This is a genomic window from Acinetobacter lanii, from assembly GCF_011578285.1.
In the GTDB taxonomy this organism is placed as follows: domain Bacteria; phylum Pseudomonadota; class Gammaproteobacteria; order Pseudomonadales; family Moraxellaceae; genus Acinetobacter; species Acinetobacter lanii.
Genome location: NZ_CP049916.1, coordinates 2,240,376 through 2,262,664, shown reverse-complemented (window position 1 = coordinate 2,262,664; position 22,289 = coordinate 2,240,376). Strand labels below are relative to the sequence as shown.

Below are 22,289 nucleotides of genomic sequence, written 5' to 3'. Positions count from 1 at the left end.
AAGACGCTTTAGCTGGCTTCACATACTTTGCTTGTTTTGACGTTAGTAGGCTGTACTTTAGGATTATTCAGTCCACGACTGTGGGTAAATACCGCCAATAAAGCAAAGGCGATAAACGCCACCACGCTATAGAGTAAGATGCTGGTACTAAAATGATCCACCATATAACCGCCAATCAAAGCACCTAAAGCAATAATGACTTGGAACATGCCAACAAATAAAGGCATGCCTTTCTCAACCGCTTGAGGAGCATGTAAGAACATCCAAATATTGGCGGTGGTTGGAAATGCCCCAAATGCAAATCCCCATAAAGCCGTGAGCAGATACGCACCGGTGAGATGGGTGGCAAACATCGGGAACCCGACAAATACAATCGCTAAAAATACGCCCACGATTGCCAAGGTATAGCGCACGTTAATGTTACTGCTATAACCGGCAAAGGCGTTGCCAAAGAAGCCGGCTATGCCATAGATCAATAGCAATACACTGATGGTCGCACCATTAAATCCGGCGACATTTTTAAAAAATGGAGCCAAATAACTATAAGTCGAAAAATGTGCCAAGCCAATCAGTAAGATAATCACCAGACCTTTACGGGCTTGAGGGTCGATAAATAAAGCTGGTAAATCACTTAACTTGATGGCAGATGTCGGTTTTAATCGAGGCAAGAAAATGCACTCTAAAATCAAAATGATTGCACCTATGATCGAGGTGATTAGAAAAGCACTGCGCCAGCCATAAAGCTCACTCAGCCATGTCCCAATCGGAACACCGAGCACCGTGGCTAAGGTCACCCCCGCCATCACGATTGCCGTGGCTTTGGCAATCGGTAAATGTGCAGGTGCAACACGCCCGCTCAGTGCAATGGCAGTTGCCCAAAAACCACCAATGGCAATCCCTAAGACAAATCGACTCGCCAATACAATTTCAAAGCTTTGCGAAAGGCTAGTGACAAAATTCGCGACCACCATCACCGCCGTTAGACCGATCAATAGATAACGACGGTCTAAACTTTTCGCCCACACAGAAACCAGCGGTGCGGCAAATGCACCCATGACCCCCGGCAGTGAAATCATCAGTCCTGCAGTGCCTATGCTGATATTTAAGTCCTGTGCAATGGCAGTAAGTACACCAATCGGTAAAAATTCACTGGTGACCAGTACAAATGCGGTAATGGATAGAGTAATCACCGCATACCAATTGCCTTCGGTTTTGTTGGGGGAGGGAGAGTGTAAATCAGGTGGGTTCAGATGAGCTTGGCTAGTCATTGACGACCACTCCTTGAATTTTAATTTCATAGTGATTGTTATGAAATAAAACTATTTGATTTATGCATAGCAGTCAATTAATTTAATAGTGATCGTTATAAAATAAATTGGCTTGGATATGACTGAAATGATAAAGCCGAAAAATCAGTTGGATAGTCGGGTTGATTCTGAGGGTATTACTTCTGATGTAGATGTTTCTAATGTCGTTGCTTCGGTGCGACGTCGTGGACGACCAAAATGTTTTAATGAACAACAGGCTTTAGAAAAAGCCATGTTGTTGTTTTGGCAATACGGCTATGAAGCCACTTCCATCAGTGATTTGACCCACGCTTTGGGCATTACCGCACCGAGTCTGTACAGTAGCTTTGGCGATAAAGCTGGCTTGTTTGAAAAATGCTTAGATTATTATTTGGCGCATGAAGCCTGTGCCATCGAACAAATCTTCAGCCAAGCCAAAACAGCCAAAATCGCCATGGAATTGTACTTGCGAGAGAACCTGAAATCTTTAGTACAAGCCAATAAACCGAAAGGTTGTATGTTGGTGGTATCGACTATGAACTGTTCAACCGCGAATCATGAGATTCAGCAACACTTGCTTGAAAAGCGCAATATCACCAAATCCAAAATTTATCAGCGCTTAGAACAAGGTCAGATTGCAGGTGATATTCCACAAACCACAGATCTAGCAGCTATGACTGATTTTTATGTCACGCTTTTACAGGGCATGACCATTCAAGCACGGGATGGTGCAACTATTCAACAGCTTGAGAAGGTAGTTCAAACCGCAATCAAAACGTGGGATCTCTTGCTTTAAATCACTCTATCTTAAATTTTAACTTTCTATAAGTAAGTGAGTTACGCATCGAAATAATCAAGTATAAGCAAGTATAAAAACACTACAGATCTTTTACAGGACTTTTACATGAATTTTACATAACGGGGTGGCATTCAATTTTCGAATCGATTTAGATGGAAAACCATCAACATAGATTGAATATGATGCGCCCATCCAAATTTCAAACTTATCGAGCTGTTTGGCACATTGCAAAACAATCTGAGCAACACCCATTACGCCTGATGACGCTGGTGGGTGTCTTGATTGCGCTTTCTACAGGGCTTGGTGTGCTGCTGCCCTATGTACTCAAGTTGCTGATTGACCAATCCCAATTGGGCGAGTTTAAAACCCAGACGGTTTTTAATATTTCCATGTTGTATCTATTGGCATTTGCTTATGCCATGGGTTGGTTTATTTCACAGAGTTTAGACCAATTGAAAAATATGCTCAGTGCATTTTTTTTACGAAATTTTGAATCTGCATTGGTCTATCAAGGCATTCAGAATTTTTTTAATTTGCACTATGAGGAGCAAAAAAAGATTGATGCAGGCGTGTTTAATAGTGATTTATGGCGCGGTGCAACAGCCTTTGGGCAACTGACCTATACCATTTTATTTATTCTTATTCCGGTAGTGGTACAGATTTTAGGCATGGTTTGGGTGTTGGCGCAAAACATTGGGCTCGTCTATGCGCTGTATTTCTTTATTTTTTCTATTGTGACCTTAGGCTTATCTATTCTGATTACCTTTAAAACAGAAGATATTTTTTCGGAAATGTATGCATCTCGAAATAGTTTAAATCAATTCATTATTGAAAAAATTCAAAGTGCCTATGACATTAAGGTCAATGCGGCGGCAAGTTATGAGTTAAACGAATTTCGCTCTCGTATTGAGATCTTTAAACAAAAAACTGGCAAAAATTATAAAAAAGCTGTGTTATTTATGATGTATCAACTGGTTTTTATTGGTTTATTTCTGCTGTTTTTTATGTTGTTTTCGGTATATCTATTTGATAAACAACAGCTCACATCTGGTGATTTTGTCCTCATTAGCACTTATATCGTGAGTCTGACCTTACCGCTGATGATGATGTCTCAAAGTATTATTCGACTGCGTGGAGATTTTATTGCCACTCAAAAATATTATGATTATTTTCAACTCAATGTAGATCAATTTTCCCATCATACTTATAGCGATCACAACGTTTTCTATACTTTTGAAGATGCTTCATTGATGCTAGGTCAGCATGTGATTGAGCATTTTAATTTTAAAATTGAACAGGGCAAATGCTATGTGGCAATTGGGCGAACAGGCATAGGTAAAACCAGTTTTATTCATTATTTAATGGGTTTACAACACATTCGAAGTGGCAAACTCACCTATAAAAATCTGGATCTAAGCACACAATTTTCCGAACAGGTGTTTAACGACATTGCATTTGTGAGTCAGAACCCGATGGTGTATTCAGGCACCTTACGACAAAACCTCGTGCATAACAGTCGCTATACCTATAGCGATGATGAACTCTATGAATGGTTACGACGTTTTCACCTCAGTACATTGTTAAAAGACAATCAGCTCGATTTAGATGATGATTTACAAGACCTTTATAAAAGTTTTTCAGGCGGAGAAAAGCAGCGTATCAGTATTATTCGTGCGCTATTAAAACGACCCCAATTGTTGATTATGGATGAACCTACCGCAGCTTTAGATGAACGTACCAGCTTAGAATTAATCCCGATTTTAAAAGCACAGGTCAGTACGATTTTTATGATTTCACATGCCAGCTATGCATTGCATTTTGCCGATGAAATTATCGATTTTAATGAAATCATTTCAAAGCACGCACATGAGACTCAATGAGCCAAGAAATCATTGATCCAGCATGATTCAATGGATCGCATTTGTATCCATAAAAAAGGAAGAGATATCGCTTTCTCTTCCTCGAACAACACTTCAATGCGCATCTTTTTTAAACACACAACACGTTTGTATTTAAGCCCTTAATGTTATTTTAAAAATTTGCGACTGACCAAGAACTGTTCGGTTGCTTCTAACAGTTTCTCGGCATAGACCTCTTGTTTAGCGGTCAGCCAACCCAATGCAAACCAGTCACTGGCTTCTAAATCGGTTTGTTGCAAATAAGAGGATGACGATGCAAGAATTTGATATTGCTCTGCAGCATGTTGCGCATCATTTAAAGATTTACCGTACTTTTGCAGATTTTTTACATCAAAAATTGAAGTGAGGAGCGGGAAGCTAAATTTCAATTCATTCAGACGTAGGGCCAATTCATCTAAAGTATCTAAATCGGCAAGATCAGCTTGATTTAGAGCGTCTTGAAGTAGGCGATATTGATTCTGCAAGGTGGTCTGTGCATACCATTTCAAATCATTTGTTTGAACGCGCTTGGATGTGCCTAAACTAAACATCAATAGTTCTAAATAATGCTGTACATTTTGCGTCGACTTGACCAAGTTATTTAATTTTTCTTCTGCATACAGCACATCTTTACTCAAACTTTCGGCTGTTTTTGGGTTTTGTAATAAAGCACCCAAAGTTTGTTGCATGTGTTGAACATGTTTTAAATTTTCAAAATGACTTTTGAAAGCCGCCAATTGATGTGCCCATTTATCCACGCCCTTAGACGTCCAATCTTTTAAAATCGATAACGTCAGATATAAATGATTTAGGGCTTGATAGGCTTGTTCAATATGCTCATCTTCAGCCACCTGAGCAGATATGGCAGCGATATTCGGTAGAAGATGATCCATTTGATTGGCAATCAAGGCACGAATGCTTTTTTCAGCCGTTTCTTTTTTCGCAAAGATGAATTCTTTTTCAGTTTTGGCAGGACTAACCGCCAAATCTAAGACCAAGAGGTTGCCAAATTCTGCTTTGCTACGCACATCGAGCCATAGTTGATATTTTTTGACCCATTCAAAACTAAAGGCCAACAATGACTCGATCGAGCCTGATTTCAGTTCAAATTCAACTTCATGAATCTCTTGTTTTTTATCCAAGGTACGGACTTCACCCTGATCAACAGCCACTTCAATCTCGCTGTCTTCATAAGTGTTCACCCGTAACGTCCGTTGAATATCAGTTTCAAACTGTAATTGAAGCTGATCTTTATGAGCGCCTAGGGCATTGTCCAGAATGGCTTTAGCTTCAGCATGATCATCGTATACCGATAAATCCAGTTCAGGTGCATGCTCAAGTTCACCCAAATCAATATTGCTTTCAAAACGATGTAAATGGCTTTGTCCTGCTGCTTTTAGGGTTTGAATCCAACGTGTGCCTTCAAGTCTTTGACGTAGCGCCACGCCGTGATGTGACAATAAACGCTCAGGTGTATCGAAATACTTGGCTTGTAATTGAATCACTTCAGATTTTTTCGGGTCGACTGCTTTAAGTAAAGCATTGCGACGCGCTTCTGGAATCTGAAACTTTAATTCAACTTCAATCATTGCAACTTCCTAAAACAGTCTTTTTATATAAAAACAAAATGAAATCAATAGATGCGTGTCTAAAGCATTAGACACAATGTTCAAATGCGGATTGTAACTGATTAATCACCCACAAAGATGAGAAGAGGAGATTAAATTCAGTGCCAAATGCTGAAGTTTTCAGCTTTATCTTAATGTTCTTTTCATCTCTAGTAATTTACATTATGGTGGTTAAAAAAGGATCGGAAAGAATAAAATGAATGCACAAGTTGAACCTAAAGGTGAACTCATTGAACAACCCCAATTTTCACTGCCGATACGGAATTATTCAGAATTTTACCGTTTTTATTTAACTGAACACCGTCATATCACCAGTCGTCGTCTACATGCAGTGGGCAGTAGTGTGGGACTGTACTTTTTTAGTAAGGCTATTCGTCAACGCAAACTCAAATATGTAGCGTATGGATTAGTCTCAGGATATGCCTGTGCATGGGTGGGGCACTTTGTCTTTGAAAAAAACAAACCCGCCAGTTTTAAACAACCCTTATACAGCTTCATTTCAGATTGGCGAATGTTGTCCGATATTCTGCGTGGCAATTTAAGTTTAAAAGATCGTGCTTTGGATAAAATTGAAAGTTAGAAAACATGATTTTAAAAAGCATTTGAAAAGATTTGATACATCAAATAAAAGCTCAGAGATCTACTGGGCTTTTTGATTTTATTGAATTATACAAATGCCATAATGTGATGCATGGCTTATAATGAGCCTTATATTTTGTATTGGCTTTGAGTGTTGCACTTATGCGCGGTTTATATTTAATTACCAACGATGATCCGATTGAATTGCTATTGGCGAAATTAGAAGGCGCAATGGCGACCTATGAAGTGGCTGTATTGCAGTATCGTCGTAAAAAAGTAGCAAAAGCAGATCAAGCTTACGAAATTGAATATATGAAGTCTTTATGTAAGCAATATAACGTACCGTTTGTAATCAATGATGATCTTGAAACTGCTGTTCAATACGGCGTGGGCGTACATTTGGGTCAAGATGATGGCTCCATCCAAGAGGCAGTTGAACGCTTGCCAAAAAATGTTTTGATTGGTCGTAGTTGCAATAACTCTTTAGAACTTGCTGAACAAGCGATTGCCGATGGCGCAAATTATGTTGCGTTTGGCGCAATTTATGCCACGGACACGAAACCTGAAGCTGGAAACATTGGCTTAGACACCTTAAAACTGGCGAAACAAAAACTCAATGTGCCGATCTGCGCGATTGGTGGCTTAACCGTTGAAAATGGTGCTGAAGTGATTGCTGCGGGAGCGGATCTGTGTGCGGTGATCAGTGATGTTCTAGGACGTTCAATGTCAGCGGTGGGGCAGCGTGTTTATGATTGGTCTGAGCTTTTTGATCAACACGCTTAGTATTTTTTTATAAATTTAATTTTGAAGTCGAGAATCGCCATGAGCTTATCTGCAAAGCAAGAACAACTTTTTAAGCAAGCCAGTAAACATATTCCAGGTGGGGTAAATTCACCGGTACGTGCTTTCAATGGTGTCGGTGGAACGCCTGTGTTTATTGAAAAAGCGCAAGGTGCGTATCTTTATGACGTCGATGGTAAGCGTTATGTGGACTATGTAGGTTCTTGGGGGCCGATGATTTTGGGTCATGCCCATCCTGACATTATTAAAGCGGTGCAAGACGCAGCGGTGGATGGTTTAAGTTTTGGTGCACCAACGGTGCATGAAACCACATTGGCTGACATCATTTGTGACATCATGCCGTCAATTGAATTGGTGCGTATGACCAATTCAGGCACAGAAGCGACCATGACTGCAATTCGTTTGGCGCGTGGTTATACGGGGCGTGACAAGATTGTAAAATTTGAAGGTTGTTACCACGGTCACTCTGATTCATTGCTGGTGAAAGCGGGTTCAGGTTTATTGACCAAAGGTGAGGGGGAAGCGACATCTGCAGGCGTACCGGCTGATTTTGCTAAACATACTTTAACCCTGCCATACAACGACATTGAAACTTTAAAAGAATGCTTTGCAAAGTTCGGTCATGAAATTGCAGGGGTGATTGTAGAACCTGTAGCCGGCAACATGAACTTGGTGAAACCCATTGATGGTTTCTTACAAGCGATTCGTGATGTCTGTGATGAACATGGTGCTGTATTTATCATTGACGAAGTGATGACTGGGTTCCGTGTTGGTTTAGGTGGTGCACAGGCGCATTATGGCGTGACCCCGGACTTAACCACTTTGGGTAAAATCATAGGTGCAGGGCTTCCTGTGGGGGCTTTTGGTGGTAAGCGTGAAGTGATGGAATGTATCGCACCACTAGGTAAAGTGTACCAAGCAGGGACATTGTCAGGTAATCCTTTGGCAATGCGTGCCGGCATTGAAATGTTTAAGCATTTACGTGCGACAGGTTTCTATGAAAACTTAACTGCTAAACTTGCAACATTGCTTGCAGGTCTACAGGCTGCAGCAGATGAAGCAGGCGTGCCTTTCCATACTGAACAAGTGGGCGGAATGTTTGGTATATATTTCACCGATCAAAAAGAAATCAGTAGTTTTGATTCAATTTTGAAATGTGATGTCGAAAAATTCCGTGTGTTCTTCCACGGCATGCTTGAGCGTGGTGTCAATCTTGCACCATCAGCATTTGAAGCAGGATTTTTCTCAAGTGCACATTCGGATGAAGATATTGCGTACACAATTCAAGCAGCTAAAGAAGTTTTTGCTACACTTCAATAAAAAATGTGGTAAAAATCAATAAACCAAAGCCCACAACATGCGTGCTGTGGGCTTTGTGCTGTTGAATTGTATTGTAAGAATAGTGACCGTAAATTGTGTAAGTATAAAATTCAGGGATAAATGAATCGACATGAAAACCAAACATTACTTAACCTTGGAAGATGCTGAATTTTTATTAACACGCGCGCATCAATATGCGATAGACCAAAAATTCAATGTCAGCATTGCAGTCGTAGACGAATCTGGCACGTTGTTGGCGATGAAACGTATGGATGGTGCATCTCCAATGACGGCCAACCTCAGTATAGAGAAAGCTCGTTGTTCAGCCATGAGTCGTCGTCCAACACAAGTGTTTGAAGAACTGATTAAAGATGGTCAATTGGGTTTTCTAACCGTGAATTCATTTTCAGGCATGCTCGAAGGGGCTGAGCCGATTATTTACCAAGCTCAATTGGTCGGTGCTGTGGGTGTTTCTGGGGTGAAATCGCATCAAGATGCTGAAATTGCACAACATGCTATTCAAGTCTTCTTGGCATTGGCCGATTAAAACTTTGCTTAGAATTGGAATTTAAAGAGTATGTTCTACGCTATGCCGCATAAAATTGAGTTTGCACCGAGCCAAGCCAAATGGCGCATAGATTCGAGCAATAGTGTTTTGATTATGCTGGGCTTGAATACGCTATCAGAGCGGATGAAGGTTGATTTACATGCTCAAGATTGTGATCTCAGCACTCATTTAAGCGCAGTGCTGAAAAAAGCCAAAACATTGGATATTACAGTGCTTGATGTAAATCCGAACAATGTCATGCACAGCATGATGCAGTTGGGTGAGGCGGTGTCTGAACAACGACAACTGATGTTTACCGGTTGGATTGACCCCATGGCAAAACAGCTGATTCAACATATTGCAGGAATTACGACACAAATCTGTATCATCGATGATGCGATTTTGCTTGAAAATAAATCACAGCATCTGCAATGGATCAATAGTTTAGCTGAACAAGGGATTCACCATGCCAATAGTACAACGGTGAATCGAATGTGGTCTTTGAGTGCGCCATCAGAATATGTCCTTTCGGACAAAGGCATTTTATTAGCCATCACTGAACAGCTCGATTTAGAACCGCTTGAAATTGATCCATCGAAAGATTTACGTAGTTATGGACTCGATTCAATCGCGATGGTCAGCCTGATTGGTTTATGGCGTGCTAATGGTGCGCATATTAGCTACGAAGACTTTTTGTCGAGTTGTACATTAGAAAAGCTGATGACGCTGTTAAAATCGCCAAGTTGATTCTCTGTATCATCGTATTGAATGTTTAATTCTGAAGCATTTGTTGTACTCACATTCAACATACTTAAATCCGCACAATTTCACTTAATTGATTTTTTTTTGACACAATATCGAAAAAAACATCGTTCAATCTGTAATAGTTGATTGTATTTTAGCGCTAAGCTTTCTATCATTGCCGCCTTATTTTCACGATCTGCTAGGAATTGAACTTTGAGTAATTTTCTAAAAGAACACCTGCTTTATCGTGACAAAGATTTTATGGTGATCCATAAGCCAGCAGGACTCCTTTCTGTGCCCGGCAAAACTGAAGATCTTCAAGATTGTGCCATCAATCGTCTCCTTAAAGAAGAACGCCGTACTTTACTCATTCACCGTTTAGATCGGGATACGTCCGGTATTTTGGTGTTTGGCTTATCTAAAGCGGGTCAAAAATCCATTTCTAGACAGTTCCAAGAACGTGAAACCTCAAAAACCTATCAAGCGTTGCTTGCCGGGCATTTAGAGGGGGAGGGAACTGTGGATATTCCGGTGATCTATGATCCATCGCGTCCACCTTTACATATCGTCGATGCCAACCACAACAAAGCGGCACTTACGCATTGGAAGGCAACTGAGCATTTTAATATTCAAGGTCATACCGTGACGCGTGTCGAACTGACGCCAATTACCGGTCGTGCCCATCAACTGCGTGTTCATATGCAATATTTAGGTCATCCAATTGTCGGTGATACGCTCTATGCAACACCTGAACAGCAGGCCTTAATGCCACGTTTATGCCTCCATGCTGAACGTTTAAGCTTTAAACATCCGATCACGGATGAGCGCATGGATTTTTATTGTGCTGTGCCTTTTTAATCCGATTTTTTTTAAGATTTAAACCTGATGAATCACTTGATCATGCTGCATTCTGAATCTCCTGAAATTATGTTCGGGATCAAATCTAGCCTGGAACAGTAAATTCGTCATCATTGCTAAAATATGCTCACTTTTTAGTGGGCTTTATGTCAAAATATATTGCTTAAAGACGTTAAACTTTGTTCAAATAATCTCCTAATTGAGCATTGGTTTTTCAGTCCTAACTTGAGATAAGGTGGAAAAATTGCAGCAATTTGCTATTGGTCAGCGTTGGCTATCAGACACAGAAACGGAACTTGGGTTAGGTGTATTGATTGATGTCGATGAACGATCACTCAGTATTTTATTCCCAAAAAGTGATGAAACTCGTGTCTATGCACGTAACAATGCCCCTTTATCTCGCATTGTGTTCAATGTTAAAGATGAACTTCAAGACCAAGAAGGCATCACTTGGACGGTTGAGTCTTTTGAAGAACGTAATGGTGTCATTCGTTATAACGTGATTCGTACGCTTGAAGACGGGACTGAAGAACGTAAAGCATTGAATGAAACCCGTTTAGGCGCAACCATTCAACTATCTAAGCCATTAGATCGTTTGCTTGCTAGCCAAGTAGATTATAAAGAATGGTATGACTTACGTATTGAAGCGCTTCAAATGCAAGCCAATATGCAAAACAGTCCGCTCCGTGGCATGGTGGGTGCACGTGTCGGCTTGATTCCGCATCAGCTCTATATCGCACATGAAGTGGGTAAGCGTTTCGCTCCGCGTGTTTTACTGGCCGATGAAGTCGGTTTAGGTAAAACCATTGAAGCGGGTTTGATTATTCATCAACAACTCAAAACAGGTCGCTCTGAACGTATCCTGATTTTGGTGCCTGATTCACTGCAATATCAGTGGATGATTGAAATGCGTCGTCGTTTCAATCTGCAATTCTCATTGTTCGATTTGACCCGTACAGCGTCGATCAAAGAACATGATCCTGAACTCAATCCATTCTTAACTGAACAATGCATCATTGCCTCTGTCGATTTGATGATTGACCATGACGATTTGCGTGAGCAGGCGATTGAGGCAGGTTTCGACCTCCTTGTGGTCGATGAAGCGCATCATTTAATGTGGTCTGAAGAAGATGGTGGCAATGACCGTTATGACCTCGTGGAAGAGCTTGCTGAAAAAACCCCGGGTGTTTTACTCCTTACTGCAACCCCTGAACAGTTGGGTGTAGAAAGTCACTTTGCACGTTTACGCTTGCTTGATCCACAACGTTTCAGTTCGCTTGATCGCTTCTTAGATGAAGAAGAAAAATATCACCATACTGCGCAAATTGCAGAAGTCTTAATGTCAGATATGCCTTTAGAGGCAGCGCATTTTGAAGCGATTGAACTGTTATTAGGTCATAAAATTGAAGATGAACCTGAACAACGTTTCCGTGCGATTCACGAATTGTTAGACCGTCATGGTACAGGTCGTGTGTTATTCCGTAATACCCGTGAAGCAATTCAAGGCTTCCCGGGTCGGGATTGTCAACCTGCACCTTTACCTGCGCCTGAAGGCTGGTCTAAAGACGGTAAATTACGTGAACAAATGTGGCCTGAAGAAGCACAACTTGACGGTGCTTGGATGGAGTCTGATCCACGTGTGTCGTGGATTATGGAAATGCTTCGTACCCAATTGAAACACAAAAAAGTGTTATTGATTGCACGTAGTGGTCCTGTAGTTGAAGCTCTTGAAAATGCACTACGTATCCATGCAGGGATTCGTACTGCGATGTTCCATGAAGGCATGAGTCTGCTTGAACGTGACCAAGCGGCGGCATATTTTGCTGAAGATTCGTATGGCGCACAAATTTTACTGTGTTCTGAAATTGGTTCAGAAGGGCGTAACTTCCAGTTTGCCTCTGACTTAATCTTGTTTGACTTACCTGCAAACCCAGACGTGCTTGAACAACGTATTGGTCGTTTAGACCGTATTGGTCAAGAAAACCGTATTCAAATTCATGTGCCGTATTTATTGGGTACTGCGCAAGAGCGTATGTTCCGTTGGTACAACGAAGCACTGAATATTTTCAGCAATATTTCACCGACGGCGCAAACCCTTCAAGAAAACTTTATTCTTGATTTGAAAGAATGCTTGTTGTCAGATAAAGGTCAAGCCTTTGAAGAATTGCTTGAAGCGGTGAATGTACAACGTCAAGCGCTGGAAAATGAGTTACAAGCCGGTCGTGACCGTTTGTTAGAATACAATTCATGTCGTCCGATGGTGGCACAAGAGATTGTGACTGCACTTGAAGATTATGATGACAATACTTTATTGCCAATGTTCATGAAGCGTTTTATGGCGTCGACCAACATTGATTTTGATGAACAAAGCAATGGTACCGTGATCATTAAACCGACCGATCAAATGCAAGTTCAAGGCTTGTTGCTCGATGAGGACGGCATGACCGTAACCTTCTATCGTGACCAAGCACAAATCCGTGAAGATGCACAGTACATTACCCTTGAGCATCCATTCACAGAAAGCGTAATGGAGATGATTAATACCCAATCTTTTGGTTCGACCAATGTAGCGGTATTGAAATCAGCGGCACTTCCACAAGGTTCGGTGTTGGTTGAAGTGTGGTTCAAGGTGGGTGTGGTCGCACCAAAAGCACTGAACTTACCTGCAAGCTTACCAACACAATTGATTCGTGTGTTATTGAGTGAAAAAGGTCAGGACCTATCACAAAAAATTGCACCTGAAATTTTAAAACCGTATTTACATCATTTAGATGGCAACAGTTGCCGTCAAGTGGTCAAAGCACGTCGTGATGTGGTTGAACAGCGTTATGCACAAGCTTTGGATATTGCCAAAGGTGCGTTGCCAGAACTCACCCAACAAGCCAAAGAGATCTATGGCAGCAAATGGCAATACGAGATTGACCGTTTAACTTATTTGAAACAGTTCAATCCAAGTATTCGTGAAGATGAAATCGCACGTCTACAAAAACTGCAAAAAGAAGGTTTAGGTTTGCTCGATGGTTTATCAGTAACCCCTGAAGCGATTCAAGTGATGGTGGTGGTTAAACCATAAGTATGAATCGAAATTCAAATCTAACTTTGATTTGAATCAGAAAAAAAGCACCTTCGGGTGCTTTTTTTTGTTGGATCAAGTTTTTGACTAATCTTGTAGTTAAACAATGCCAATGCTTACTTAACACCAAGTTCAATCACATCACGGTTAAGGCTTAAATGCGCTGGATTATCTTCAGCTTTGACATCCTTACGCGAAATGATCGAGCCAAAGATCCAAGTGAAGAACAACATCACAATGCCATAAATCGCTGCAGGAATCGCAATCGCTGTACTTCCGAGTACGGTAATGGCAATGGTCATTGCCAAAGTGCCGTTATGAATGCCGATTTCAAAGGCACAGGCACGTGCTTGCGCTTCTTCGATGTTAAACAAACGTGGCACAAAGTAGCCAATGTTTAAACTTGCAATACAGAATAGAGCGGTTGCTACACCAACTTGCGCGGCATAGTCGAGCATCTTTTTGCCTTCTTGGCTGATGGCACCGACCATAATCAAAATTAAAAAACCAATGGCAAAGATTTTCACCGGCTTATTTAAACGATGCGCCAAATGCGGTTGGTAGTGACGCAAAGTCATGCCAATAATCACAGGCACAATAATAATCGAGAACACCTGAATCACTTTGCTAAATTGCAGCCCAATTTTCTGATCATCGTGAATGAAATGTGCTAAAGCTAAATTGACAATGATCGGCAATGCCACTGCCGCAATAATCGCATTGATTGCGGTGAGGGTAATATTCAGTGCCACATCGCCTTTATATAAATAGCTGTATAAGTTCGCAACTGGACCGCCCGGCGATGCAGACAGTAACACCAAACCTACCGCCAACTCAGGGGGTAAATGAAGCAGTTCACTCAAACCAAAAGCGACTAAGGTCAGTAGAACGAACTGACAAAACAGTGCAACCAAAACCGCTTTAGGGCGTTGTTTAACCCGTTTGAAATCTGCAAGGGTGAGTTCTAAACCCAGCCCAATCATAATAATGCCCAGGGCTGCAGGCAGTAATATGGTAATGAGTGTGAGTTGATCCATGAACATTCCTTCGCATTATCATTTTGAAATATTCTAGGCAGGAACGGGCTGAAATTTAAATCAGAATATCTGCAAACCATATCTGATCTACATGTATATTTATGCTTTTAAATGATGTACTTATCTAAAATTCATCGTTTACTGATCAGTCACGAAATTGATATAAAAATAGTTCATAACAAATGCATTTTTTCATCCTTTTAAATCTTTAGAAATCAAATATATTCGCCACATTCAAGGAATAAATCTCAGCTTAGATCAGCCCAAAATTTAAATCATTCAAGCCAACAGATCATGTGGTGAAATATGCGTTATACAGCAATAAAAACAGCTATGGTACTTAGCCTATTGATGGCAGCTCAAACGTCTTTTGCCGCAGCGATGGATCGTTCTGGACAATCGATTGCGCCATTTTTGCAAGCGGGGAACTATGCCGAAATTTCATATTCACAGATCGATCCCACCGTATCCGGACAATATAAAGATGGTAATAAGATCTCAGATATGGGCAGCAGCTATGATTTTTTTACTGGCGCAATCAAGCTTCAAGCCAGCGAGCAATATTCATTTGGCTTAATTTGGGATCATCCCTTTGGTGGGGCCGCTGAATACACAGGCAATAACCCCTTGGTCGAACAGGGCAGTGCCGGCTTTAAAGCCAATACTGAGGTCGATGTAAAATCTCAAAATCTATCGATTCTGGTGGGTTATAAACCTGTTCCTAATCTGTCTTTATATGCAGGGCCTGTGTATCAGCGCGTGGAGGGGGAGGTGCAATTTGCAGGCCCCGGTTTTGCCTATTTAAGTGGATATCAAAATAAAATTGAAAGCTCAGAGGGTTATGGCTGGTTGGCAGGTTTGGCTTATGAAATTCCAAACATCGCATTAAAAACCTCATTGACCTATCGTTCTGAAATCGATCACAAGGCTGAAACCTATGAAGCCTTTCAAGTTAAAAATGCTTTGGCAAGAGCAAGCAATCCTGTCGATCAATATGTGTTAAGTCAATTGGTGCCTTTGGTGGGAGACCCGATTGAATCTGAATTCACCATTAGCACACCACAGTCAGTGAATTTTGATTTTCAAACTGGCGTGGCGGCAGATACGGTGGCCTTTGCCAATGTACGCTGGGTCAATTGGAAAGCCTTTAATTTACGTCCGCAAGGCTTTAATTTGGCCAGTACCGCGATTGGAAAAATCAGAACCGGTGGCGCATTTACCCAAGGCTTTGACTTAACCGATTATGCCAAAGATCAGTGGTCAGGCAATATCGGGATTGGGCGTAAACTCAGTGATCAGTTTGCTGGCAATATTTCGGTGGGCTATGACAGTGGTGCAGGGAATCCGATCAGTACTTTGGGGCCTACAGATGGCTATTGGAATGTGGGGCTTGGGCTGCGTTTTAATCCAACACCACAGTTGGATGTTTCATTGGGTGCCAAATACCTATGGCTCGGTGATGCCAAAGTGCAACGCGGTGACTATGCCATTCCGGGCAATGTGGAAAATGCCTATGTCGGTGAATTTACCAACAACCATGCTTGGGCATGGGGTGCCAAATTGGGCTATCACTTCTAAATGGACTTAGACGGAGCATCAAACATGAATGTTGCAGTTAAACACCAAGTCGATCCTGTGGTTCGAAGCAATTTGGATTTTAAAATAGAAGACATTCCAAAATTTTGGTTTGGCAATGATCCCTTTAAAACGCGTTTTTTTGATGCGTTGAGTTTGACTTTTCCGGAAGGTGAACGCTTTTTTATAGAGAGTGTGCGCTTGTACCGTGATCAGATTCAAGATCCGATCTTAGAGCACAAAGTCAAAGATTTTATCCGTCAGGAAGCACAGCACGGCATTGCTCACGATCGCATGAATCAGCAGATGATCAAGCAAGGCATGCCGGTGGAAAAATTTACCCACATGCTGCGTACGCGCTTTCAAGGTGTATTGAAAAATCAAAGTCCGGCCTATTGCATCGCTTTGACGGCAGCCAGTGAGCATCTGACTGCCTTAATGGCAGAGTGTTTCTTTGGTGAAAAAGACACCATGCAAGAGGTGCATCCCTATGTGCGAGCATTGTTGGCATGGCATTCAATTGAAGAAATGGAACATCGCGATGTCGCATTTGATGTGATGAAAGACGTCGCCAAAGTCGATGAGAAAACCCGTAAAAAGGCCTTGCTGGTCGCTTCAGTGACGATGCTGATTTTTAACAGTTACCGTACCAATGCAATGCTCAAGCAAGACGGCTTTAGCAAAATTCAACGCGCAACACTGTTTGCCAAAGGCTTACCGTGGTTTTTGGGTAAAAACGGCAAACTCACCAAAATGAAGTCGCACTATCTAGATTGGTTTAAAGCGGATTTTCATCCGAGTCAGCATCCGATTATTGCGCAATACGAGGTATGGGTAGACACCTTAGCCAAAACGCATGATCCGATTCAAGCCGGTGAAGCCTTTTGGGCCCATGCTCGCCAATCCAAATCATAAACAGCATTTAATCGTTAAACCCATAAACCGTGCCATACAAACAGATAGATGAAGTCATCAGATATTGGAATTACAACTATGAAAACATTTACAGAACGTCAGCAAATCCAATTGGTTCCCATTGCAGAACGATATAAACATATACAGCCTAAACCCCAGTTACCGAATTTTGCCGCAGTGATTGAAGGGGTCGATTTGACCCAAGCTTTAACAGAAGAAGTGAAACAAGAATTGCGCCAAGCCTTGCTGGACTTTGAAGTCATTTTCTTTCCACCAGTTGAAATTAGCAATGAACAGCATGTTGAGCTAGCTCGAGTGTTCGGCCCGATTTCTTTAGGGGCATTCCATCAACGTTCAGGGGATAATCCTGAAATTGAAGTGATTGAAAACGATGCCAGCCGTCCACCTGAAATTGATCATTGGCATACCGATATTTCATGGGTAGAAAATCCACCGCGTGGCACCGTGATTCAAATTCGTGAAGTGCCACCTTATGGGGGGAATACGGTGTGGTCGAGTATGAGTAAAGCCTATGCAGGCTTGTCTGAAGGCTTTAAAACTTATTTACAAGGTTTGACGGCAACACATACTTGGGAAGTGAGTAAATGGCGTGAATACCTTGAAATTTTAGGCGATGAAGCTTTGATTAAAGGTGTGACCAAATTCAAACCAGTACACCATAAAATTGCCAAATACATTCCTGAAGTGGACAAAACCGTTTTGTATGTCAATGAAACCTTCACCAAGCGTATTGATGACGTGCCTGAAAACGAAAGCAAATATATTTTACGTTTCTTGGCGGAATGGATTAAAAACCCTGAATATACCTATAGCCATCGTTGGGAAAAAAATGGCATTGCGGTGTGGGACAATCGTTTGACGCAACATTTTGCGATTGCCGATTTTTGGCCAAACCGTCGTCAAAACTACCGTGTAACTTTCAATGAACCTGATCAAGTGGAACAATTACAAAGCAAAAAATTGACCGAACAATTGTCAGAAACGGTTTAATTCAATGCTTTGAAATTAAGATGCAAAAAAAAAGCGCTGAACAATTCAGCGCTTTTTATCGGTTTAAATGCGCTATCAATGAAATTGTGAAAAATCAGGCGCTCTTTTTTGCATAAAGGCAGAGACAGCTTCAAACATTTCAGGTGAATTGGCACGTTGCATCACCACTTCAGCTTCTTCATCGATGCATTTTAAAACACGTTCTAAATCATGCTTCATCAATTTTTTTACTGCTTTTAACGAGGCAATAGGCAGTGATGCCAAATGTTGAGCTTCAGTCAAAGCGGTTTGATAGGGATCATCTACAATTTCACTTAATATACCCGCTTGTAATGCTTTTTCAGCATCGTATTTTTGTGCTTTAAATAAAATATCGGCAGCATGTAAATAGCTTGAACGTTGGGCAAGTAAAAGACTGGCTGCACCTTCTAAAGACAATCCTAGACTAACAAAAGGCATTTGAAAGGTTGCTGTTTGATCGGCATAAATAAAATCAAAATGCAGGAGTAGGGTATTGGCGACCCCAATACACACGCCACGCACGGCGGCAATACACGGCTTTGAAAACTGAGCGATAGCTTTCAACAACATAAATGGCGGGGTTGTGCCGGCCTCACCCGCAGCAGGAAGCTCAGGCAATTGCAAAAATGACTTCATGTCATTGCCTGCACTAAAGTCAGCATCGATGCCTCTTAAAATCAGCACCCGTACTTGATTGGATTGACCCGCTTCTTCAATGGCTTGACGAAGATGGATATACAACGCCATATCGAGGGCATTCTTGGCCTCAGGTCGATCAATCATTAAGGTCAAGATACCTTGTTCAAGCTGTGCTTTGAGGTGTGGGACGGGCTGTTCAATACAGGTCAACATTTTAAAATATCCTTATTTTAAAAAAGCGATGTGTTGAATCGAATAGATTAGGCTGGTTTGGCAAACATAATTTGCATCTGAATTGAAAACTACAAACGCATTAAAATCTGTTCAGCATCGGCATAATTCATATATTTCGGTACAGCGTACATGCCATGTGCCTCATTAAAGGCTGCTTCAATCATCTCAGGAAAGTCCTGCTGTTGAATGCCTTGAACTTGCGTATTGATTTGTAATTCAGTCAGCAGCGTTTTGATCCGTTGAATGAACAGCTCAGTTGCTTCACGATCATTGGCAGTTTGGGTTAAACCAATTTCACGGGCCAATTTTGCCAAACGTTTTTGTGATGCTTCACGGTTGAACTCAAGCACATGCGGTAAAATGATGGCATTGGCACGACCATGTGGGACGCCATATTTGGCACCCAATTGATGCGCAAGCGCATGTACATAGCCAATCGCAGCTTTATTCATGGCAAGTCCTGCATAGTGCGAACCGAGTGCCATCGCTTCACGTGCTGCCAAATTTTTACCATCTTGCCAAGCCAAAACTAAATTTTCCAAAATCAATTTGGTGGCAGCGCGTGCATAAAAGTCGGTTTCTTGGGTAGCAAAACCACTGACCCAAGATTCAAGCGCGTGGGTCAACGCATCGATGCCGGTATCGGCGGTAATCGCAGGTGGCATACCTTGCATGATCACTGGATCTAGCGCAGTGGCAAGAGGCACCACTTTAGGGTCGATGACTAAACCTTTGACATGGGTTTGATTATCAGAAAGCACTGCAGCAACCGTCACTTCAGAGCCTGTACCTGCTGTGGTGGGCACCACAAAAAGCGGAAATGCGGGTTTACAGGCTTTCAATATGCCAATCAGTTGTTTCGGGGCTTTGTTGTTGGCGGCACTTAAAGCCAGCACTTTAGCGGTATCAATGGTTGAACCGCCACCGACGGCGAGCACACTGTCTGAAGCAGAGCTTTTAAACAGCGCAATGCCTTTTTCAACCACATCAAAAGTGGGATCAGATTTAACTTCAGAAAAAATCGTGACTTGAATGCCAGCCTGCTCAAGTTTATCTTGCAGGGGGTGAATCACGCCCAAATTTAATAAAATCGCATCGGTCACGATCAAGACTTTTTTCATGCCCAATTGCTGAATGTTGTCACATAAGTTTAAGGCTGAATTGGGGCCTGCAAAGACCAATGGGTGGGAAACTGGCAAGATATAGGTCAGCACTTGAACGGCTTTAAGCTTTGCTTTTGCTTTAATTAATGTTGTTATTTTAGGCATTTAAGTTCGCTCGATCGATGAGGGTCTTTCCTTGAGTGATTTTAGTTATAGGTTAAAAAACCAGCAAACTCATTGGCGATAATCATCAGATCCACCCATACAATTGGTCAGTCTTGAGCATTTAAATTTTCCAATTGGATATTTCCAAAACGTATAAATTCACATAACGCGAAAAGAGTGTGATCTGTCATGATCTTTAAGTTTATGAATGATTTAACTGCTCAACCCGGTTGATGAGAATGATTATTTTTGGGCTTGATTTATCTCAATATTATGGTAAGACTAAAGTTGAATAATAAATAGCCAATATGGATTTCAATAATTTATCGGGATGATAGGGAATCGACACACATGGAAGATTTAACGCAATTGAATAATTTACCCTCGCATATTCACTATCTGTTGCATTGGGAGAAGCAAACACCGGATCGTGATTATTTGATTCAACCTTTTCCAAATGGAGAGGTAAAATCCTATACATGGAAACAGATTGCAGACCAAGTTCGTCGTATGGCGGCATACATTCAAAGTTTAGATTTGACTGTACCGAGTCAGATTGCGATCTATGGTAAGAACAGTGCGCATTGGATTATGGCGGATTTGGCGATTTGGATGGCGGGGCATGTATCTGTACCGTTGTACACCACGCTGAATGCAGAAGGCACTCAGTACGTGCTCGAGCACAGTGAATGCAAAATGATGTTCATTGGCAAATTAGACGGTAAAGGTGACAGTTGGAACGAGGTGAAAACCATTATTCCAACCGATATGCCGTGTGTGAAGTTGCCGTTATCGCCAGATTATGATGCGCCCATTTGGGAAGACATTATTGCGAAAACTGAGCCGACGACTCAGCCTGTGCTTCCCGTTAAAGAACAGTTGGCGACCATTATTTATACCTCAGGCAGTACCGGTTTGCCCAAAGGTGTGATGCAAAGTTTTGCGACCTTACTTGCACCATCAGGAGAGTTGCGTACCACCTTTGAAGTGACCTCGAAAGAACGTGCATTGTCTTATTTGCCTTTGGCGCATGTGGCAGAACGTATTTTTATTGAGTCTTCATCTCTTATTGCTGGATTCACAGTGTATTTCGCCAATTCTTTAGAAACCTTTGTCGAAGATTTAAACCGTGCCAAACCGACGATTTTCTTCTCTGTACCACGGCTTTGGACTAAATTTTATTTGGGCATCAATGAAAAGATTCCACCTAAAGTTCAAAACATCCTGTTTGGTATTCCGGTATTGGGCAAAATTATCAAGCAGAAGTTGTTGGCTAAACTGGGTTTAAACCATGTGCGTTATGCACTCACCGGTTCTGCACCTTTACCCATTAACATTATTAAATGGTATCGCAACTTAGGTTTAGAGCTGTTAGAAGTGTATGGCATGACTGAAAATTCGGGGTATTCGCATATTACCCGTATGGGGCAGTATCAAAGCGGTTATGTGGGGCATGTTCAAGAAAAAGTTGAATGTAAGATTGATGAAAATGGTGAAATCCTGGTGAAAAGCCCGGGCACGATGTTGGGTTATTATAAAAACCCGGAGAAAACGGCTGAAGATATTACCCCTGACCATTTTCTACGCACAGGGGATATGGGTGAAATTGACAGTCAAGGGCGTTTAAAAATTACAGGGCGTGTTAAAGACATCTTTAAAACCTCAAAAGGTAAATATGTCATGCCGGTGCCGATTGAGCAAAAGATTGGTAATGATGCGATCATTGAGTCAGTCTGTGTTGGGGGTGCCAGTCAAACCCAACCGGTGGCTTTTGTGATGTTGGCGGAAGAAGTGCGCAATAAATTGCAACAAGACAGTAAACGTGATGAAATCGAAGCGCATTTAGAAAATCTACGCAATGAGATTAATCAGAAGCTTGAACCGCATGAAAAAATTGGCTTCTTTGTGGTGATCCGTGACCTCTGGACCATGGACAATGACATGCTGACCCCAACCATGAAAATCAAACGTAATAAGATTGAGGCGAAATACGAAAACCGTTTAGAAGAGTGGTACAAGCAGTCTAAACATGTGGTGTGGGAATGATTTGATCGCT

General features: G+C 41.6%; 18 protein-coding genes. 13 read left to right on the top strand and 5 right to left on the bottom strand.

Translation table 11 applies throughout. The features are described 5' to 3' along the window. Positions 1-8 precede the first annotated feature (8 nt). Complete coding sequence (locus G8D99_RS10330) at positions 9-1,268, bottom strand: MFS transporter (RefSeq protein WP_166325428.1); 1,260 nt, start codon at positions 1,266-1,268, stop codon at positions 9-11. Positions 1,269-1,386: 118 nt separating this feature from the next. Here G8D99_RS10330 and G8D99_RS10325 point away from each other — a divergent pair, with 118 nt between their 5' ends. After that, on the top strand, positions 1,387-2,082 hold the full coding sequence (locus G8D99_RS10325; RefSeq protein ID WP_227554301.1) for a TetR/AcrR family transcriptional regulator: 696 nt from the start codon (positions 1,387-1,389) through the stop codon (positions 2,080-2,082). Positions 2,083-2,264: 182 nt separating this feature from the next. Further along, the gene (locus tag G8D99_RS10320; protein WP_166325425.1) at positions 2,265-3,965 is read left to right on the top strand and encodes an ATP-binding cassette domain-containing protein; all 1,701 of its coding nucleotides are present in this window, start codon (positions 2,265-2,267) and stop codon (positions 3,963-3,965) included. A gap of 146 nt (positions 3,966-4,111) precedes the next feature. On the opposite strand, the gene G8D99_RS10315 is transcribed toward G8D99_RS10320, so the two are convergent. Next, on the bottom strand, positions 4,112-5,572 hold the full coding sequence (locus G8D99_RS10315; protein WP_166325422.1) for a CYTH domain-containing protein: 1,461 nt from the start codon (positions 5,570-5,572) through the stop codon (positions 4,112-4,114). Positions 5,573-5,807: 235 nt separating this feature from the next. On the opposite strand from G8D99_RS10315, the gene G8D99_RS10310 reads away from it, so the two are divergent. The 7 genes from G8D99_RS10310 (at position 5,808) to rapA (ending at position 13,533) form a co-directional block, all read left to right on the top strand. Further along, positions 5,808-6,191 carry a DUF962 domain-containing protein gene (locus G8D99_RS10310; RefSeq protein WP_166325419.1) on the top strand — a complete coding sequence of 128 codons (384 nt, stop codon included), beginning with the start codon at positions 5,808-5,810 and terminating at the stop codon, positions 6,189-6,191. Between the two features lie 161 nt (positions 6,192-6,352). After that, entirely contained in the window at positions 6,353-6,973 is a 621-nt protein-coding gene (thiE, locus tag G8D99_RS10305; RefSeq protein ID WP_166325416.1) for a thiamine phosphate synthase, read from the top strand. A gap of 39 nt (positions 6,974-7,012) precedes the next feature. Then, entirely contained in the window at positions 7,013-8,311 is a 1,299-nt protein-coding gene (hemL, locus tag G8D99_RS10300; RefSeq protein WP_166325413.1) for a glutamate-1-semialdehyde 2,1-aminomutase, read from the top strand. A gap of 130 nt (positions 8,312-8,441) precedes the next feature. Then, on the top strand, positions 8,442-8,858 hold the full coding sequence (locus G8D99_RS10295; RefSeq protein WP_166325410.1) for a GlcG/HbpS family heme-binding protein: 417 nt from the start codon (positions 8,442-8,444) through the stop codon (positions 8,856-8,858). Positions 8,859-8,888: 30 nt separating this feature from the next. Continuing rightward, entirely contained in the window at positions 8,889-9,605 is a 717-nt protein-coding gene (locus tag G8D99_RS10290; RefSeq protein ID WP_166325407.1) for a phosphopantetheine-binding protein, read from the top strand. 210 nt (positions 9,606-9,815) lie between these two features. After that, the gene (locus tag G8D99_RS10285) at positions 9,816-10,460 is read left to right on the top strand and encodes an RluA family pseudouridine synthase (protein WP_166325404.1); all 645 of its coding nucleotides are present in this window, start codon (positions 9,816-9,818) and stop codon (positions 10,458-10,460) included. A gap of 235 nt (positions 10,461-10,695) precedes the next feature. After that, positions 10,696-13,533 carry an RNA polymerase-associated protein RapA gene (gene rapA, locus G8D99_RS10280; protein ID WP_166325401.1) on the top strand — a complete coding sequence of 946 codons (2,838 nt, stop codon included), beginning with the start codon at positions 10,696-10,698 and terminating at the stop codon, positions 13,531-13,533. A 116-nt stretch (positions 13,534-13,649) separates the two neighbouring features. Here the strand turns inward: rapA and G8D99_RS10275 are convergent, their stop codons facing one another. Then, a complete protein-coding gene (locus G8D99_RS10275) occupies positions 13,650-14,570 on the bottom strand; it encodes a bile acid:sodium symporter family protein (protein ID WP_166325398.1) in 921 nt (306 codons plus the stop codon). 306 nt (positions 14,571-14,876) lie between these two features. Here G8D99_RS10275 and G8D99_RS10270 point away from each other — a divergent pair, with 306 nt between their 5' ends. The 3 genes from G8D99_RS10270 (at position 14,877) to G8D99_RS10260 (ending at position 18,071) form a co-directional block, all read left to right on the top strand. Next, a complete protein-coding gene (locus tag G8D99_RS10270) occupies positions 14,877-16,148 on the top strand; it encodes an OmpP1/FadL family transporter (protein ID WP_166325395.1) in 1,272 nt (423 codons plus the stop codon). Between the two features lie 24 nt (positions 16,149-16,172). Beyond that, on the top strand, positions 16,173-17,060 hold the full coding sequence (locus tag G8D99_RS10265) for a metal-dependent hydrolase (protein ID WP_166325392.1): 888 nt from the start codon (positions 16,173-16,175) through the stop codon (positions 17,058-17,060). Between the two features lie 78 nt (positions 17,061-17,138). After that, complete coding sequence (locus tag G8D99_RS10260) at positions 17,139-18,071, top strand: TauD/TfdA dioxygenase family protein (RefSeq protein ID WP_166325389.1); 933 nt, start codon at positions 17,139-17,141, stop codon at positions 18,069-18,071. 75 nt (positions 18,072-18,146) lie between these two features. Here the strand turns inward: G8D99_RS10260 and G8D99_RS10255 are convergent, their stop codons facing one another. Beyond that, positions 18,147-18,944, bottom strand: a complete 798-nt coding sequence (locus G8D99_RS10255) for an enoyl-CoA hydratase-related protein (protein WP_166325386.1) — start codon at positions 18,942-18,944, stop codon at positions 18,147-18,149. A gap of 89 nt (positions 18,945-19,033) precedes the next feature. Beyond that, positions 19,034-20,233 carry an iron-containing alcohol dehydrogenase gene (locus G8D99_RS10250; RefSeq protein WP_166325383.1) on the bottom strand — a complete coding sequence of 400 codons (1,200 nt, stop codon included), beginning with the start codon at positions 20,231-20,233 and terminating at the stop codon, positions 19,034-19,036. A 351-nt stretch (positions 20,234-20,584) separates the two neighbouring features. On the opposite strand from G8D99_RS10250, the gene G8D99_RS10245 reads away from it, so the two are divergent. Beyond that, a complete protein-coding gene (locus G8D99_RS10245) occupies positions 20,585-22,279 on the top strand; it encodes an AMP-binding protein (protein WP_166325380.1) in 1,695 nt (564 codons plus the stop codon). Positions 22,280-22,289 lie beyond the last annotated feature (10 nt).